This is a genomic window from Atopobium sp. oral taxon 416 (assembly GCF_018128285.1).
GTDB lineage: Bacteria > Actinomycetota > Coriobacteriia > Coriobacteriales > Atopobiaceae > Olsenella_L.
This window is the reverse complement of the sequence record NZ_CP072380.1, coordinates 1696829-1713104: the sequence shown is the minus strand read 5'-3', so window position 1 is coordinate 1713104 and position 16276 is coordinate 1696829. Positions and strand designations below refer to the sequence as shown.

The 16276-nt window shown below is 56.8% G+C and carries 17 protein-coding genes and 1 pseudogene; 11 read left to right on the top strand and 7 right to left on the bottom strand.

Annotated features, from left to right (window positions below; genetic code table 11):
* The first annotated feature begins 17 nt into the window (after positions 1 to 17).
* From J4859_RS09040 to J4859_RS09015, 6 genes are read left to right on the top strand one after another with little or no spacing between them, the layout of a single operon-like run.
* Complete coding sequence (locus J4859_RS09040; RefSeq protein WP_212329211.1) at positions 18 to 1187, top strand: cysteine desulfurase family protein; 1170 nt, start codon at positions 18 to 20, stop codon at positions 1185 to 1187.
* A 15-nt stretch (positions 1188 to 1202) separates the two neighbouring features.
* Positions 1203 to 1931: a zinc ribbon domain-containing protein gene (locus J4859_RS09035; RefSeq protein ID WP_212329202.1), complete on the top strand. Its 729-nt coding sequence runs from the start codon at positions 1203 to 1205 to the stop codon at positions 1929 to 1931.
* Complete coding sequence (gene coaBC / locus J4859_RS09030; protein ID WP_249113577.1) at positions 1924 to 3138, top strand: bifunctional phosphopantothenoylcysteine decarboxylase/phosphopantothenate--cysteine ligase CoaBC; 1215 nt, start codon at positions 1924 to 1926, stop codon at positions 3136 to 3138. The genes J4859_RS09035 and coaBC overlap by 8 nt, the downstream gene beginning before the upstream one ends.
* Positions 3139 to 3174: 36 nt before the next feature.
* Positions 3175 to 4983 carry an ABC-F family ATP-binding cassette domain-containing protein gene (locus J4859_RS09025; protein WP_212329200.1) on the top strand — a complete coding sequence of 603 codons (1809 nt, stop codon included), beginning with the start codon at positions 3175 to 3177 and terminating at the stop codon, positions 4981 to 4983.
* Between the two features lie 7 nt (positions 4984 to 4990).
* Entirely contained in the window at positions 4991 to 6727 is a 1737-nt protein-coding gene (locus tag J4859_RS09020) for an ABC transporter ATP-binding protein (RefSeq protein WP_212329198.1), read from the top strand.
* Positions 6720 to 8606 (top strand): ABC transporter ATP-binding protein, encoded by a 1887-nt coding sequence (locus J4859_RS09015; protein ID WP_212329196.1) that lies wholly within the window; start codon positions 6720 to 6722, stop codon positions 8604 to 8606. Before J4859_RS09020 ends, J4859_RS09015 begins: the two co-directional genes overlap by 8 nt.
* Before the next feature lie 409 nt (positions 8607 to 9015).
* Here the strand turns inward: J4859_RS09015 and J4859_RS09010 are convergent, their stop codons facing one another.
* From J4859_RS09010 to J4859_RS08995, 4 genes are all read right to left on the bottom strand, one after another.
* Entirely contained in the window at positions 9016 to 9237 is a 222-nt protein-coding gene (locus tag J4859_RS09010) for a transposase (protein ID WP_212329195.1), read from the bottom strand.
* Positions 9238 to 9579: 342 nt separating this feature from the next.
* Positions 9580 to 9831, bottom strand: coding sequence for a hypothetical protein (locus J4859_RS09005; protein WP_212329191.1), 252 nt, complete (start codon positions 9829 to 9831; stop codon positions 9580 to 9582).
* A 324-nt stretch (positions 9832 to 10155) separates the two neighbouring features.
* Positions 10156 to 10305: a transposase gene (locus J4859_RS17695; protein WP_212329189.1), complete on the bottom strand. Its 150-nt coding sequence runs from the start codon at positions 10303 to 10305 to the stop codon at positions 10156 to 10158.
* 134 nt (positions 10306 to 10439) lie between these two features.
* The gene (locus tag J4859_RS08995) at positions 10440 to 10607 is read right to left on the bottom strand and encodes a hypothetical protein (RefSeq protein ID WP_212329187.1); all 168 of its coding nucleotides are present in this window, start codon (positions 10605 to 10607) and stop codon (positions 10440 to 10442) included.
* Positions 10608 to 10936: 329 nt separating this feature from the next.
* Here J4859_RS08995 and J4859_RS08990 point away from each other — a divergent pair, with 329 nt between their 5' ends.
* Complete coding sequence (locus J4859_RS08990) at positions 10937 to 11083, top strand: hypothetical protein (RefSeq protein ID WP_212329185.1); 147 nt, start codon at positions 10937 to 10939, stop codon at positions 11081 to 11083.
* A gap of 207 nt (positions 11084 to 11290) precedes the next feature.
* Here the strand turns inward: J4859_RS08990 and J4859_RS08985 are convergent.
* Positions 11291 to 11635, bottom strand: a pseudogene (locus J4859_RS08985) (hypothetical protein); the annotation flags it as partial.
* Between the two features lie 327 nt (positions 11636 to 11962).
* Here J4859_RS08985 and J4859_RS08980 point away from each other — a divergent pair.
* Complete coding sequence (locus tag J4859_RS08980; protein WP_212329183.1) at positions 11963 to 12517, top strand: cysteine hydrolase family protein; 555 nt, start codon at positions 11963 to 11965, stop codon at positions 12515 to 12517.
* Between the two features lie 112 nt (positions 12518 to 12629).
* A complete protein-coding gene (locus J4859_RS08975) occupies positions 12630 to 14012 on the top strand; it encodes an FAD-dependent oxidoreductase (RefSeq protein ID WP_212329181.1) in 1383 nt (460 codons plus the stop codon).
* Positions 14013 to 14086: 74 nt separating this feature from the next.
* On the opposite strand, the gene J4859_RS08970 is transcribed toward J4859_RS08975, so the two are convergent.
* Both J4859_RS08970 and J4859_RS08965 read right to left on the bottom strand, forming a co-directional pair.
* The gene (locus J4859_RS08970; protein WP_212329178.1) at positions 14087 to 14236 is read right to left on the bottom strand and encodes a hypothetical protein; all 150 of its coding nucleotides are present in this window, start codon (positions 14234 to 14236) and stop codon (positions 14087 to 14089) included.
* A 408-nt stretch (positions 14237 to 14644) separates the two neighbouring features.
* Entirely contained in the window at positions 14645 to 14977 is a 333-nt protein-coding gene (locus J4859_RS08965) for a beta-eliminating lyase-related protein (protein ID WP_212329173.1), read from the bottom strand.
* A 159-nt stretch (positions 14978 to 15136) separates the two neighbouring features.
* On the opposite strand from J4859_RS08965, the gene J4859_RS08960 reads away from it, so the two are divergent.
* Both J4859_RS08960 and J4859_RS08955 read left to right on the top strand, forming a co-directional pair.
* Positions 15137 to 15364: a LysR family transcriptional regulator gene (locus J4859_RS08960; protein ID WP_212329171.1), complete on the top strand. Its 228-nt coding sequence runs from the start codon at positions 15137 to 15139 to the stop codon at positions 15362 to 15364.
* A gap of 28 nt (positions 15365 to 15392) precedes the next feature.
* Positions 15393 to 15986 (top strand): LysR family transcriptional regulator substrate-binding protein, encoded by a 594-nt coding sequence (locus J4859_RS08955; RefSeq protein ID WP_212329169.1) that lies wholly within the window; start codon positions 15393 to 15395, stop codon positions 15984 to 15986.
* The last annotated feature ends 290 nt before the right edge of the window (positions 15987 to 16276 follow it).

Below are 16276 nucleotides of genomic sequence, written 5' to 3'. Positions count from 1 at the left end.
GAAAGTGCACTAATTGTATGGCAAAAAAATTTGTATATTTGGACTACGCTGCCTCGGCACCGCAGGCGCCAGAGGCTGCAGAGGCTATTGCCACATATGAGAAAACACCCTATGCGGGGGCCAATCCTGAATCGCTGCACACCTTAGGTAGAGAGGCGGCACAGGCACTCGAGGGTGCCAGATGTGATATCGCCCGCTGCCTGGGCGGTCACTTCCGCCCCGCAGAGATCGTGTTGACCTCCGGTGGGACTGAAGCCAATAACTTAGCGTTACAGGGGATCGCGCAGGCGGTCCGGATGCGCCAGCGCAACCGGACACAGATCATCGTCTCCGCAATCGAGCACGACTCCGTGCTCGATGTGGTGCCCTCCCTCAAGGATAAAGGCTTCGATGTGGATATCGTTCAGCCAAACCGAGAGGGCGTGATTACGCCGGAAGCGCTACAGGCTCTGGCCAGCAATAAAACTGCCCTCGTGTCGGTTATGACCGCCAACAACGAGACCGGTGTCGTGCAGCCGATCGAGGAGCTGGCTGAGATCGCCCACAAGGCGGGTGCGCGGTTCCATACCGATGCGGTGGCTGCCTTTGGACGCATGCCCCTACAGCTGGACCATGTCGATGCGGTGAGTATGGCGGCGCACAAGATCGGCGGGCCCGTGAGTATCGGTGCCTTGGCGTTGAGAATGCGCTGTCCCTATCGCCCCCAGACCTTTGGGGGAGGCCAGCAGCAGGGCAAACGGCCTGGCACCCAGGATGTGCGGGGTGCCCTTGCCTTTGCGGCAGCGTTTAAGGCCTGTAGGGCACACCTGAAGGAGCGGCAGGAGAAGACCGCCCACGCGGCACAGAGGCTCTACGACACAATCTGCGCCCCGGGGACCGGTGTCTTCCCGACGACCAACACGACAATCGATGGGCATAAGCTCCCGGGTATTGTGAGCGTTTATGTTCCGACCCTCGACTCAGAGACCCTACTCTTACAATTGGATCAGGCAGGCTTTGAGATCTCTGCAGGCTCTGCCTGCTCCTCAGGGTCACTCGATCCCAGCCATGTGCTGATGGCAATGGGTGTGAAGAGAAGCGATGCGCAGGGTTCGCTGCGTATCTCATTTGATTACAGAGTGAGCGAGGATGATCTGGACAGGTTTGCTGACGCACTCCTGAAGGTCGTCGCCGAGCACAAACGTTAAAGGACGCGTACAGATATGAACGAAGCACAGGCGCTCCAGCGTCTCCAAGAGATCGACCTCTCCCTCATACGCCTCAGGGCTGAGGTGCACAAGCGCCCCGAGGTTAAGCGTCTTGAGGCAATACCATTGGCACGAAAGAAAATCGAACGGGATCGGATCTCAATCACCGGACAGCGCAAAGACGCCGAGCTCGAGCTCAAGGACAATGAGGATATGCAGCAGCGCTTGAAGAAACGTGAGGATGAACTCAAAGAGGAGGCCAACCAAAACGGCCACACTCACCGGCAGATCCAGGTCCTTGAGGAGCAGCTCTCAAATCTGGCAAAGCGCCGCGAGAAGCTGGCCTTTACCCACAAGCCGCTGCAAGAGAACCTAGAGAAGTTGCTGGATGCCGAGGAAAACTCCGGTGAGCTGGTGGAGCGTCTGGAAGCCGAAGAGATCACTCTGAAGAAATCCTTCACGGATGCCACTCAAGAGATTACAGGCAAGACCAAGGATCTCGTGGAGGAGCGCACCCGGGTACTGACGCACCTTTCTCCAGAGATGCAGCAGGAGTATGAGAAAGCCTACGAGCACTTCAAGGGCCTGGCGGTCGAGACCCTGCACGGGAACAGACCCTCTATCTGCCGCGTTTCACTGCAGCCCTCCGACTATGCGGATATCCAGAAGGTAGCCCCCATCACGCGTTGCCCCTACTGCCACCGCATCCTGATCGTGAACCCGACCAAGGAAGTGGATGAGTAAGATGCCAAAGCTCACACACACGCCCCATGTCCTCGTCGGGGTGACCGGCTGCATCGCCGCCTACAAAGCCGCCGAAGTGGTGCGACTCCTGCAGAAAGCAGACTGCAAGGTTAGAGTCATGATGAGCGCAGGAGGGGAGAAATTTATCGCCCCCGCCACCTTCTCAGGCCTGACCCGCTACCCGGTTCTGGATGATCTCTTTGGTTTTCCCACAACTGAGATCCCCCATATCGACTCAGCGGAGTGGGCAGACCTGCAGCTCATCGTGCCCTGCACTGCCAATGTGGTGGCGAAAATTGCCAATGGCTTAGCGGATGACGCGCTAACCTCCACGGTGCTTGCCGCAACGGGTCCGGTGGCGATTGCCCCAGCAATGAATGTGTACATGTGGGAGAATCCAGCAACGCAGCACAATATGAAGGCACTTCAGTCCCGTGGCTTCACCATCATTAACCCCGCCTCAGGCCGTCTGGCCTGTGGGGATGTCGGTGCGGGCAAGCTTGCGGATGTGCAGACGATCGCCGATGCGGCGCTGCAGCTGTTACATACCTCAGACGAACTCAACGGGGTCAAGATCCTGATCACTGCGGGACCGACCCATGAGGCGATCGATCCGGTCCGCTATATCGCCAATGCCTCCTCCGGCAAGATGGGATATGCGCTAGCACAGGAAGCTGAGCGCCGGGGAGCTCAGGTCACCCTGATCTCCGGACCCGTGAGTCTTCCGGCGCCTTACGGGGTCACTGTGATCTCAGTCACGAGTGCACAAGAGATGTACGAGGCGGCGATGAAGGAGTGGAAGGATGCGGACGTTGCGCTCTGCACGGCGGCAGTCGCGGATTTCTCGCCGAAGCATCCTGCAGATCACAAGCTCAAGAAGGGTATTGACGCCCCTGACACGATCGAGCTCACTGAGAACAAGGATATCCTCGCAAGCCTGGCAGCGACCAAGGACGATCGCATTGTGGTGGGCTTTGCCGCAGAGACCACCGATCTGCTCGAACATGCTGAGGAGAAGCTGAACAGAAAGCACGCCTCCCTCATCGTCGCAAACGACGTCTCGAGAGGGGACTCGACCTTCGGCTCCGACACGGATCGGGTGAGCCTTATCTATCCCTCCCACATCGAGCAGCTGGACACGCTCCCGAAGACTGAGGTGGCCTGCCATATTCTGGATGCGGTTGAGAACCTCAGAGCACAGAACTAATTGTATGAAGCATTACAACGATAGGTTTGATGTAGTTTGGCAATATTGATCGGTTTGGAACATGTGAGCCAGGAGTGGCCTGGCAAGCAGGTATTGAACGATGTTACCCTCGGGATCGATGCCGGCGAGCGTATCGGTATCGTCGGCCGCAACGGAGATGGCAAGTCCACGCTGTTGGACCTGATCTCCGGCACGATTACCCCGGACTCCGGCAGCATCATTCCCCGCAATAACCTGACGATCGGCTATCTGGGACAGCACGATCAGTTGGACGATGAGGACAGTGTCGCGCACGCAGTGGTAGGAGATCGTCCGGAATATGAGTGGGCCTCTGATCCGAAGATCCGCTCCATCTTGGACGAGCTGCTTGTCGGGGTCGACTGGCGCGCAAAAGTCAAGGAGCTCTCCGGCGGTCAGCGCCGCCGTTGCGACTTAGCTCGCGTCTTGGTCGGTGACTGGGACGTCATCCTTATGGACGAGCCCACCAACCACCTCGACATGCACGCAATTACCTGGCTTACAAACCACCTCAAACACCGCTGGCCGGAAGGTACGGGCGCACTCTTAGTCGTGACGCATGACCGCTGGTTTTTGGATGAGGTATGTGAACACATGTGGGAGGTCCACGATGGGACCATCGAACCCTTCGAGGGAGGCTACTCCGCCTACATCCAGCAGCGCGAGGAGCGCGCCCGTCTGGTACAGAACGCTGAGACCCGCCGGCAGAATATCCTGAGAAAAGAGCTCAACTGGCTCGCGCATGGCGCCAAAGCTCGCAGCTCGAAACCAAAGTTCCGTATCAAGGAGGCCCAAGCCCTGATCGCCAACGACCCCCCGCTCAGAAACTCGGTGGAGCTGAAGCGCATGGCAGTGTCCCGCTTGGGCAAGCTCGTAATTACGATGGAGGAAGTGGGCTTCAGCTACGGTGACAAGTCGGTCCTGAAAGATATCTCCTGGCTGATCGGGCCGGGTGAGCGCTACGGTATCTTAGGCGAGAACGGTGTCGGTAAGTCCACCTTGCTCTCAGTGATGACCGGTAGACTTAGGCCCACGAGCGGCTATGTTAAGATCGGTAAGTCAGTGCGCTTCGGAATCCTCACGCAGAACCTCGATGAGCTGCATACGAAAGATGACTGGCGCGTCTCTGAGGTCCTTTCAACCTACAAGAAATACTACGCCGTCGACGGCAAAGAACAGACTCCGGAGCAGCTCCTTGAGCGGCTCGGCTTTGAGCGCAAAGAGCTCTCCACCTACATCAGGGATCTCTCTGGCGGACAGCAGCGCCGGCTGGCGCTGCTCTGTGTACTGATGAGCGAGCCGAACGTGCTCGTGCTCGACGAGCCGGGCAACGATCTGGATACCGACATGTTGGCGGTGCTCGAGGACCTGCTCGACACCTGGCCGGGTACGCTGCTCATGGTAACCCACGACCGGTATCTGATGGAGCGCGTGACCGATGACCAGTTCGCCCTGATCGACGGCCACATCCGCCATGTCCCGGGCGGCGTCGACGAATACCTGAAGATGCTCGACGCGCAGCCGCAGGACACCTCCGGTATCAGCAAGAGAGCTGCCTCAGATGCCAATGGTGGTGGGCAGAGCAAGAGCGCCACCATGTCCAACCAGGAGCGCCGTGAGCTCAAGAAGCGCTTCGACGCGACGGATCGCAAGCTCAAGAGACTTCAGGAGGAGCCGGACAAGATCTGCGAAAAGATGAAGTCGGTCGATCCGAGCGACTATGAGGGACTCGAAAAGTGTCAAAACGAATTAAATGAGGTCAACCAGCAGATCTCCGATCTGGAAGATGTATGGTTGGAACTCTCAGATGAGCTCGACCTAGAGTAGGTAGCGCATGGGAAAAGAATTGTGGAGGAAGTACCAGGGCCGCACGCTGATAGGGATGGCGACCAAGGTTGTTGAGGTGTTCTTTGAGATCCTGACGCCCATCATCGTGGCCCAGATGATCGATGTCGGAGTAGCCAATCACGATGCACCTTATGTGCTGCAGCACGGTGCCCTCCTTATTCTTTTTGCCGGGATCGGCTACTGCTTTACCTTAATTTGCCAGCGCATGGCGGCGCTGGTGTCCCAGGGTGTGGGCACCGATCTGCGCCGCGCCCTCTTTAAGAAGATCAATTCCTTCGGAGCCGCGGAGGTCGATACCTTCTCTACCCCGACGCTTGTGACCCGTATCACCAACGATGTCAATCAAGTTCAGCTGGCGATCGCGATGAGCATCAGGCAGTTTGTCCGCTGGCCGCTTTTGGCAATCGGCTCTATCATCGCTTCCTTCCTGATTGACTGGCAGCTGGGATTGATTTTTCTGTGCTGCACCCTGATCGTTGCATTGGTCTTCTATCTCGTGATGCGTAAGTCAATTCCGTACTACACTCAGATGCAGGAGAAGCTCGACCACATCTCACTCGTCACCCGTGAGGCGCTCTCGGGCGTCCGCGTGATCCGTGTCTTCAGGCGGGAAGACACCGAGTACGACCGCTTCAAGGATGCCGCGCAGGATCAGCGGGACACCGCAATCACCGTCGGCAAGCTTTCATCAATTCTGAACCCCGCCTCATACCTGATCATGAATCTGGGTGTCGTGGCAGTACTCTGGGCCGGCGGCTTCAAAGTAGATGTTGGTGTGCTCCAACAGGGCGAGATCGTCGCGTTTGTCAACTACATGGCCTTGACCTTAACGAGTATCGCCTATGTCGCGAACCTGATCATCCTGATCAACCGTGGCATCGTTTCGGCGCACCGTATTCGGGAAGTGCTCCACACCGAGCCTGCGGTCAAATACGAGAGCACCCATCCGGTAGAGCTCGAGATGCTTTCGACTACCGTTCCTGCCACCAACTTCCATGATGTGTCCTTCTCCTATGGTAAAGGTAAGCCCGCCTTGGCGCACGTCGACCTTTCCCTTGGCCAAGGGCAGACCTTGGGTATCATTGGCGGCACCGGCTCCGGCAAATCGACCTTTGTGAACCTGCTGACCCGCCTCTATGACGCAGATGAGGGGAGCATCGATGTCTTGGGCACCCCGATCAAAGCCTGGCCCCAGGAGCAGTTACGTCAAGCGGTCTCCTGCGTTCCGCAGGATGCACACTTGGTAAGTGGTACGATCCGTTCCAACCTGACCTGGAGAAAATCAGATGCCACCAATGAGGAACTGATGCGAGCGGTGCAGCTTGCGCAAGCAACCGATGTAGTGGAAAGCAAGAAACACGGATTGGACGAAGAGGCCGAATCCGGCGGCAAGAACTTCTCCGGCGGGCAGCGTCAGCGCCTCACGATCGCGCGTGCACTCGTCGGGGATCCCCGCATCATCGTACTGGACGATGCAGCTTCTGCGCTTGACTTTGAGACCGATGCGAAGCTGAGACGGGCGCTTGCGGGCTTGCGTCCTCGCCTGACCCAAGTCATCATCTCACAGCGCGTCTCTGCGGTGATGGGAGCTGACGAGATCCTGGTCCTCCACCACGGAAAAGTTGTGGGACTTGGCAAACACCAGGAGCTCTACGAGAGCTGTCCGATTTACCATGAGATCTGTGACTCACAGCTCAAGGGTGGGGAGGTGCACTATGTCTAATCCATATGTCGGCGGCGTCTCCACCTCAAACATCTTAAATAACGCTGCGGGAAAAGATAAGAATCCGCAGAACCGCAATTTCGATGCCCCCACGACACCTGTCTCGGTAGTACTGAAGCGGCTTATGACCTACGTGAAGCCGCACATAGGCCTGCTCGTGCTCTCTTTTGTCTGTGCCTTCGTCTCGGTATTGGCACAGATCCTCGTGCCGATCTACATCGGGCGCGGCATCGACCGCCTTATCGGGCAGGGACTCGTCGATTTCGCAGGCTTGGTCCCGATCCTGATCCAGCTTGGGGTGACTGTGGCGATCTCAGCTGTGGCGACCTGGGCGAGCGGCTATGCGAACAACCGCTTAGCCTACGAGGTCGTCTGCGATGTGCGTCTGGACGCCTACAAGAAGTTCAACGAGGTGCCTCTCTCCTTTATGGATTCGCACTCCCACGGCGACCTGCTCTCCCGTATCATTAACGACTGTGATGCAATCGGCGATGGCCTGCTCCAGGGCTTCAACCAACTCTTTACCGGCATCATCACGATTGTCGGCACGCTGATCTTCATGTTCACGCTCTCGGTGCCGGTGGCGCTGGTCGTCGTGGTTCTGACTCCGCTCTCTATTCTGGTTGCAACGTTGATCACCCGCGGTTCCGCAAAGAGCTTTGCCGCCCAGCAGGCGCTCCAAGGTGAGCTTTCCGGCTACGCGGAAGAGATGATTACGAACCAGAAGCTTGTCTACGCGTTTGGCTGCCAGAAGCGCAACATCGCAAACTTTGAAGCCATCAACGAGAAGCTCTATACCGCAGGTGTCAGAGCGCAGTTCGTAAGCTCACTCTCCAACCCTTCGACCCGCCTTGTGAACAACCTGATCTATGCCACAGTAGCGATGGTCGGTATCTCCTGCGTGATCACTGGGCAGCCTTCACCTCTGACGGTGGGGCAGGTCCAGAGCTTTCTCTCCTATGCGACGCAGTACATGACGCCATTCAACCAGATCTCCGCGATTGTAACGCAGGTCCAGATGGCCTTCGCCTCTGCACGTCGCGTCTTCGCACTGATGGACGCTGAGCCTGAGAAACCGGATGCCCCCAATGCGGTGGTCCTTGACCATCCGAAGGGTGCAATTAAACTCGATAAGGTTACGTTCAGCTACCGTAAGGACGCCAAACTCCTTGAGGGCATCAGCTTCGAGGTGAAGCCCGGTGAGCGCCTGGCGCTTGTCGGCCCTACCGGCTGCGGGAAGACCACGCTGATCAACCTGCTGCTGCGCTTCTATGACCCGGATGAGGGCACGATCTCTCTGGATGGGCACAACACCCAGCACGTGACCCGATCCTCCCTCAGAGGCTCCGTGGGCATGGTCCTGCAGGAGACCTGGCTCTTCGAAGGCACGATCCGTGACAATATCGCCTACGGTAAACCGGATGCGACGCTCGAAGAAGTCAAGCAGGCCGCGGAGCGTGCCCATGCGGACGGCTTCATCGGGCAACTCCCACAGGGGTATGACACCCTGATCACTGAGGACGGCGGCTCCATCTCACAGGGCCAGCGCCAGCTTCTCTGCATCGCTCGCGTGATGCTCACTGACCCGGCTATCCTCTTCCTGGATGAGGCCACGAGCTCCATCGATACCAGAACTGAGCTGCAGGTCCAGGATGCCTTCGACGAGATGATGAAAGGGAGGACCTCGCTCGTGGTGGCCCATCGGCTCTCCACCGTGCGCAATGCGGATTGCATTCTCGTTATCAACCACGGTCACATAATTGAGCGCGGCACGCACGACGAGCTGCTGAAGCTGGGTGGGTTCTACGCGAAGCTCTACCAGAGCCAGTGGGACACACTCCCAAAGAAGGGCATCCGAGAACGAAAAGTGAGGTATTAAAGACACGCTATACGGATGATGATCACGCTTACCCTGCAGGTACTCGAGGTGTTCATCCTTGCAGGGATCGGCTTTTTGATGTCCAAGACGGGCAAGATCATGTACGAGGGCAACATCCCGACCTACCTTTCTGCTTGCAGTCATCATCCGTGGCTTTATAATTGGCCCTTCTCCCGAGACAACAAGGGTGTCCCTAATATCGGCGGTCTTCGGGGCCGGGCTTGCCCTCTTCGCAATCTGGTTTTCACAGCTTGTCTTGTCCGATGTACCGATCGAGAAGTTCGGGTCAAGTCCGAATCCGTGTGTAAAATCGCTGCCGCGTTCCCTGCCTTACGCCTTCGCCATGTCCTTCTGGTTGCGCGCTATCTTTGCGAGCTCGTCTTCCACCTGCAGGAGCTGTGTGTAAGTCCTATCCGTAGTAGCTCTTCCTCTGCGTCGAGCTGCACTCGTTCTCCTCGGTAAGGACCGACCCGATCAGCCTGATCACCGACACCTTACTCGGGAAGACCCCGACGGAGCAGGCGTGCCTCTCTATCTTCCTGTTCAGCCTCTCCAGGTAGTTAGACGCCCTCATGTACAGGCGCATCGCGGCGATCAGCACCCTCGCCGCCCTTGAGGCGACGTCGCGCAAGTCCGCCAGTATCTCGTCCCGTGTGCGACTCGGCAAGCGAGACCCCGATGACTTAGCAGCGCCTTGGACCTCACGCGGTGGTCGACCCTGACCTTGAGGTAGGTGGCGTTTGCCATCACGAACGGCTACTCGCCCTTAAGGGGCCAATCGCAAAACGCCCTGACGGCGCAGTCCAGCTCGGCGCAGGCCTCAAAAGACGGAGCGCTTGGAGAACGACCTTTCACAGACCTCCTCTATGACCCTGCCCACCTTCACTGTAAAGACGCCCGCGACGACCACCTCGGCCATCTCGGTCATAAGGGCAGCCTCGCTTGCGCTTGTAGTTGTCGAACACGAGGGTCTTTAAACGGGGCATTGCGCTGCCTTAACACCTTCAGCTCGATGGTGGCGACCCTGGTCGTTGAGGGGCCTTGTCTTCGTCTCGTTGTGGCTATCGGTGCGCTCGTAGGGCTGGGCGCACAGCTGCTCGGCCGACTTCTCCCTCAGTACCCCGTTGAGCATCTCCTGGAGCAGCAGCCTGAAGGCGTCCCCGCCCCCCTCGGTAAGCGGCCCCAGTACCTCGTCCTGGTGCAGTGTAAGATTGATTCGAGCCATGTCCGTCCTCTTGGGTGTCCTCGTTGTTTGCCGACTGCGATCCCACCTTAGCGGCGGGCCTCTGGCACGCCCGCCTTTTACACCACTTTACGGACGTGGCCGAAGTTCGCGGTGCCTTTCTCCAATCCAAGCTTTTTGGGTTCTTTGACGTTTCTAGTGGGTAGTACATGCCAGCTGTCTCTGGGCCGAGAAGTTCAGCTTTTCCAGTCTGAGGGAGATCATCGTTTTGAAGTAGGCGATGCTTCTGAAGTCCCTGGCCGCGCACCGGACGGACTGGATAACTAAGTTGAACCCTTCGAGGAACGAATCGGTGGAGCCTCTCTTCTACCAGTTCAAGATCTCTTCCCGCTCCTTCCTAAGGGTACCTGCCACCCTCTCCATCTTAGCCACGGCAGAGTACATTATCCACGAGCAGAGCTGGTCTGGGGCCTTAGCTGTAGATTCCCTGTCGAGGCAGCCATAGACGTCGTGCATTGAGCCCCATCAATATAAAGGACAGTGGGGTCCCAGATCTCTATGCGGCCTGCGTGGCCGCCAGATCGGATGGAAGGGCCCTCTCGAAGCGCTCGAAGAACTCCTGTCTGACCTTCTTGCAGACACGCACCTACCTATGGAGTCGTGCGGACAAAAGCGGTTGTAGTTACGACTCGATTGAGCCCGATGGTCCTTGTGCTTTGTGGTGAGTGCAGGCGCTTGCGGTGGTACCACTTGTCCTTGAGTGCCTCGAGAAGCGATTCTACTAGCGCACTGTCGTGGCAGTCCCCGGTGTGCTTCACGTTGTGCAAGGCCACCTGGGAGACAAGCTTAGACGCTTATGTATTGGCTGCCCTGCTCGCTGTGGGATATGGCCCCACAGGCGATATATCCCACACACGCGAATAGGCCATCTTTAAGGGCAAAGATGATAAGGCTTGCCTTAAGGTGTCCCTGCATGCTTTGGCCGAGGGCCATAAGGTGTTCACAGCACGATCGCGACGCTAAGCTAGACGATATATAGCAAGACGGCTGGGACCTCATTTAAGAAACAAGGGCCCTTCTGTAGGGCATTGTGGGTTAGGCTTCGGTTGTCCGATTGGCTTACCACATTTCGCAGGAGGTCTCGGCCATGCTCTATCGTGCCAGCATCGGGCTCGATGTACACGCACATTCCATCGTCGCCACAGCATTTATCCCTAAGACCGGGGAGATAATCCAGAAGGCCTTCCCCTACGATGCGGCTCAGCTCGCCGAATGGGCGAAAGGCCTGCCTTAGCCCGCATATGGCGAAACCACCCTTGCTGTGGGATTCCATCTGTCCTTGGTCTGTCTGGTGTACAAGAGATACACGTATCAGTTGAGGTAGCTTCTGCATGTTGGTCATCGACATGCCTGTGAAGCGCCAGATTCACCTGTTATCTAGACTGTTAGGAAAATATTTTCTTACGGATAACGCTACAGGGTCTCATCTTTCAGTAGGCAGCTAGTCGTTCTGCTTCTGTTTGAGCGTCTGAATGAAGTCGATATCCTTGATAAGGGGACGGCAGGAGCTGAAGAACTGGACCTTCGACTCGGCTACAATGGTATCCACGCCAGATAGGTTTCTGAGACCGCCGGTCAGGTTCACCGGGGTATCAACCCTTGAGGCGAGCGCCTCTGCTGCAGGTAGGAAGTCTTCGACCGTAAGGCCACCCTCCACCTCGTCGCTTGAGTTCATCTTGACCCACATCAGGAAGTGAGGGCCTATTGCATCTCTGATCGTATAGTAGATCTCTCTTAGAAAGCGGGCACGGTTCTCCCAAGAACCCCGTACCTCATCCTCACGGTACTTGAAGAGGGGAGAAGGTTGCCTAAATCAGCGGGCACAGAGAGCTTGTCCATGCGATGTCCTTCCAAGATGGTACACATCAGCGTACCAGGGTGTCTTCCCCATTCATAAAATACCCATCAGGGTATCGATGGTTTCCCTCAGGTTATTTTTCCAGCGTTATTTCATCACACATTCAAACCCACGCAGCATCTCTCTGCACAAGCCCGAAAGCATGTAAGCGTTTATCGCCGATCAGAAGCCTCTTGTATGAAATAGTACTGGAGAAAGCCTCGTTCAGGTAGGATAAGGGCAACGCTTTCAGATTGCCAAATAAGGAGGCTCTGTATGCAATTCGATCCTAAGCGCACGGCACTGTTGGTGATTGACGCAATTGATGCGGACGATACGGTATATAAGCCTGATCCTGCTCAGGATACCTACCGTCAGAATGTAGCTGAGGTTGTTAACCTATGCCACGAGGCACACCTACCGGTCCTCTTCTGCAATGATGCGCATATCCCTGGTATCGATCACGAACTCGAGCTCTGGGGGGACCATGGGATCGCGGGCAAGAGCCATATCTTCCCGGAGATCAACGTACAGGACTCCGATTACATTATCCCCAAGCGCCGCTATTCTGGCTTCTTTAGCACCGATCTTGACCTCACCCTGCGTGAGCTCAATATCGACACACTGATCACCGTAGGTGCAGATACGAATATCTGTGTCCTCCATACCCTGGCGGATGCCTTTTACCGCAACTACAAGACCGTGCTCGTAAGCGATGCGACCCTGACTTTCCTGGTCGGTACACAGGATCAGGCGATTGAACGTGCCCAGAAGTGCTATGGCTCAACGATCGTGAATATGAAGACCCTGGGAGAGCTGCTGAAGGGCTAAGCTACTTCAGTGCATATCATTGGTATTCTGAAGCGTCTGCATCCTGTGGGCGCTTCTATAGTATGGTGATAAAAAAGCACGATCTGGAGATTCCTCGGGAGGTATGACCGCTATGAACAAGAACACCCGCATTTGTATTATCGGGGCAGGGCCTGCCGGGCTCTCCTGCGCTATGTTTCTTGAAGGCAACGGTTATACCAACTATGAGATCTACGAGAAGACCCCACGGGTCGGCGGCAAATGTTTCTCACCACTGATGGTGGTTACCACTTCCGACGGCACGACTGAGGAACGCAGCTGCGATCTCGGCGCCACCTTTGGTGATGACAGCTACCTCGCGATCCACCGCTGTGAGCAGTTTGCTCATGTAGACCATATGCATGGGGAGGAGATCTCCTATCAGCTCCTGAATCCGGATGGCACGCCCTACACCGAACCCAGTTGGGTAGATCTTAAAGAATCACTTGAGATCGCAAAGCTCAAGTATTTGCTGCAGACGAAGTACAAGGGCTACGAGACCTACGGACATAGGCGCGTAGCTAAGGGAGCCTATGAGGGGCATATCGTTACGGAGGACCTCAAACTCGTCCATGTGGAAGGTACCAATCCGCATCTGAAGGATCTTGCGCTGCCCTTTAACGAATTTCTGGAGCTCAACCACTGCGAGGCTGCCGGCAAAGAGCTGATGGTGCCCTTTACCGCACGTGGCTACGGTTATTTCGACGAAGTACCGGCAGCTCACGTCGTGAAATACCTTAATGCAATGGTCCTCCACCGCCTCAAGAAGCCTGCAAACGTCTGGATCTGGAAGGATGGGACCCAAGCGCTCTGGGAATCCGTCAACCGGCACCTCCTACATTCTGCCCACGTGAGAAACGAGGTGACCTCCGTGAAGCGGCAGGACGGCCACGTCTTCCTCACGCTCAATAACAATAAAGTGGAGGTCTTCGGTAAGCTCATTATCACTACACCGCTCGACCAGTTTTTGACTTATGGGAATCCGAATGAGGAGGAACGTAGGCTCTTCTCGAAGATCCATTACAAGAAGTGTCTGACCATGGCAGTGGGGGTACCTGAGAACGCGATGCCGGAGAGCTCTTGCTACTACCCGGGACACATGAATGACCAAAGCACGGGACACCTGATGGGATTCGTACGGCGTTGGCCAGACTGTGCTGTACAGCCACTCGTGGCCTATGCCCTGAGAAACCATACCGGGAAAACGGTGGTTACACCGGACAAAACGGAGAGTCTCATCAGACAGGATATGGAGCGGTCAGGCTTCCCGGTCGCACAGACATATCGGGTCCGTGACTGGGTCTGCTTTCCTTATATCAAAGCTGAAGATTACCGTGCAGGCTGGTACGACCAGGTAGAGGAGCTGCAGGGCAGGCTGAACAATACCTATTACGCCGGTGAGATCATGGGCTGTGGCAACATGGAGGAGACTGTAGAGTACTCAAGTGATCTGGTACGCCGCTTTTTCTTTGTGTAGCAGACAGAGCTGCACAGAAGTATAGAAATCAAATACTTGCTAGGAAAACGATGATTAATTCGCCTGGCAGATTGTCAAGCTGAGTGCAACATCTCCCTAAAGACCTCGCTGGCCATCCTGTATCCAAAGACCTTCCTCGGCCTGTCGTTGATCATGCCGAATACGCGCTGTACCTCATCATCGGTGAGCTTGGAGAAGTCCGTGCCCTTAGGGGAAGAACTCACAGATGAGGACATCGGTGTTCTTAACCGTTAGCTTCTGTCATAGGTAAGTGGGGATGGCAGAAGTAGAACTGGACATCGCCGAGCCTGTCGCTCACCTCCGCGCAGGGGGCAAACTACTTGCCGCGATCAGGGGTGGGGGTCTTGCGGTCACGGCCTAACAGAGCCGTGGCCTCGACCTCGTGTGCGCGGCGGCCTTGCCACCCTGCGATGTGCTGCTTCCGGCAGGCTCAGCGTCAAGGAGTACGAAGACCCGTTCGGCAGAAAGTAGGCCGGCACATGTCCGTTTGGCGGGCTGGCCACGAGTCAAGCGGCCATGCGGCCTGAACGAAGCGAAGGCCGGGGACTTGAGTCCCTGACCGGCATTTATAGGGTTATACCCTTAGAGCAAACCACCCGCTACGCGGGTGGTCATGATTGACCGCCTGCTTCGATAGCGCCAGCTTCGTGCACAGCGATGTGTCCCGACGCGGCAGCAATGACGCCCTCCCAGGGAGCAAGCAGGGCAGAGATCGCGACCTCGTTCGTCTGCGTGCCGCCGACGAGGAAGAAGACCTCGGCGGAAGGCGCCTTGCACGCGTCCTTGATGAGCCGCTGTGCATGGATGCTGTGCTCATCGAGTCCATAGCCTGCGCTCTTCTCGTGGTTCGTTGCCACGAGGCGATCCATGATCTCGTCTGCACAGCCCTCGAGACAATCGGAAGAGAAATCAAGCTTCTCCATTGTAGCCACACCCTTTCTCACCCTGTCTGAGAGGGCATTATACTGGCATCTCTGCCAGCGGAAATCGTCTGTCTTGTGGCCACGCCTGAGCTCAGCTGATACTATACGTCGCGCATATCCATAATTGTTGATGCTTATAATCATGTTTGGAATGACACTTTGTCATGATTGGCAGCTCCCATGGATGCAACGAAGGGTGCCGCTCTCATTGCGGCTGCAGAAATTGGTTCCTTCACGGCAGCAGCGCGCCAGCTCGGCTACACGCAGTCCGGCATCACGCGCATGGTGGCCTCGCTCGAGTCGGAGCTCGGCTTCGCGCTCTGCATCCACACGAAGCAGGGAGTCGCGCTCACAGAGAATGACAGGCGCATGCTCCTGCATCTGCGCGAGATCGTGAGGGCAGAGTAGGTGATTGAGGAGTCGGGCGCCGAGATCCGTGGCGTCGTTTCCGGCACGCTCACGGTCGGCTCCTACTACAACATCTCTGCGATCTGGATGCCTCCTCTCCACATCCGAGAAGAGCTACCCCGGCATCGATGTGGCTCTGAAGGAAGGCGGCAACCAGGAGATGGGGCAGTGGCTCAACAGCCGTGCCGTCGATCTCTGCTTCTGCGCGAAGCCTTCCCAGGGCACGTACTGCGACTGGAAGGCACTCTATGAGGACGAGATCGTGATGTGGCTGCCGGAGGGGCATCCCTATGCAGATGCTCCGAGCTATCCGATCCGGGAGCTCGAACATGAAGCGTTCATCCATACCCTTGCCGACCATGATACGGACCAGGACCGCCTCATCCGCGAGGAGAAGCTCCATATAGAAGACCGCTACGGGACGAGCAATGGCTTCACGACGTACAACATGGTCGAAGCGGGCCTCGGCGCGAGCTTCAACCAGTGCCTCATCAACCGGAAGTGGCAAGGGCGGGTGAAGGAGGTCCCCTTCGAGGAACCCCGCCATATCTCTCTCTCGGTATCGCCGTTCCCTCGCTTGCCGAGGTATCTCCTGCCGCTAAGCGCTTCATCGCCTGTATAGAGGACCTCATGCCGCGCCTTGCGGCACTGGCCCAGGGCTGCGCCTGATCTTCCCGCATGCAGGGGCCATTCTGCCCGTTCGCGGAGCCTTACAGAAAGCTGCACATAGATAAGATTCTTTCCTACGAGAATGGCAGGTGTCTCATGATATGCATGCCGCATTGCGAATATGAGAGGCATGCCGTATCATTTTGACGGTTGCAGACAGGGCGTTCTGAGGGGGCCTCGACCTGCATGCATAGCCAGGAAGGCATCTGGCCATCCATACGCAGGGAGCCATCCCTGCCACGA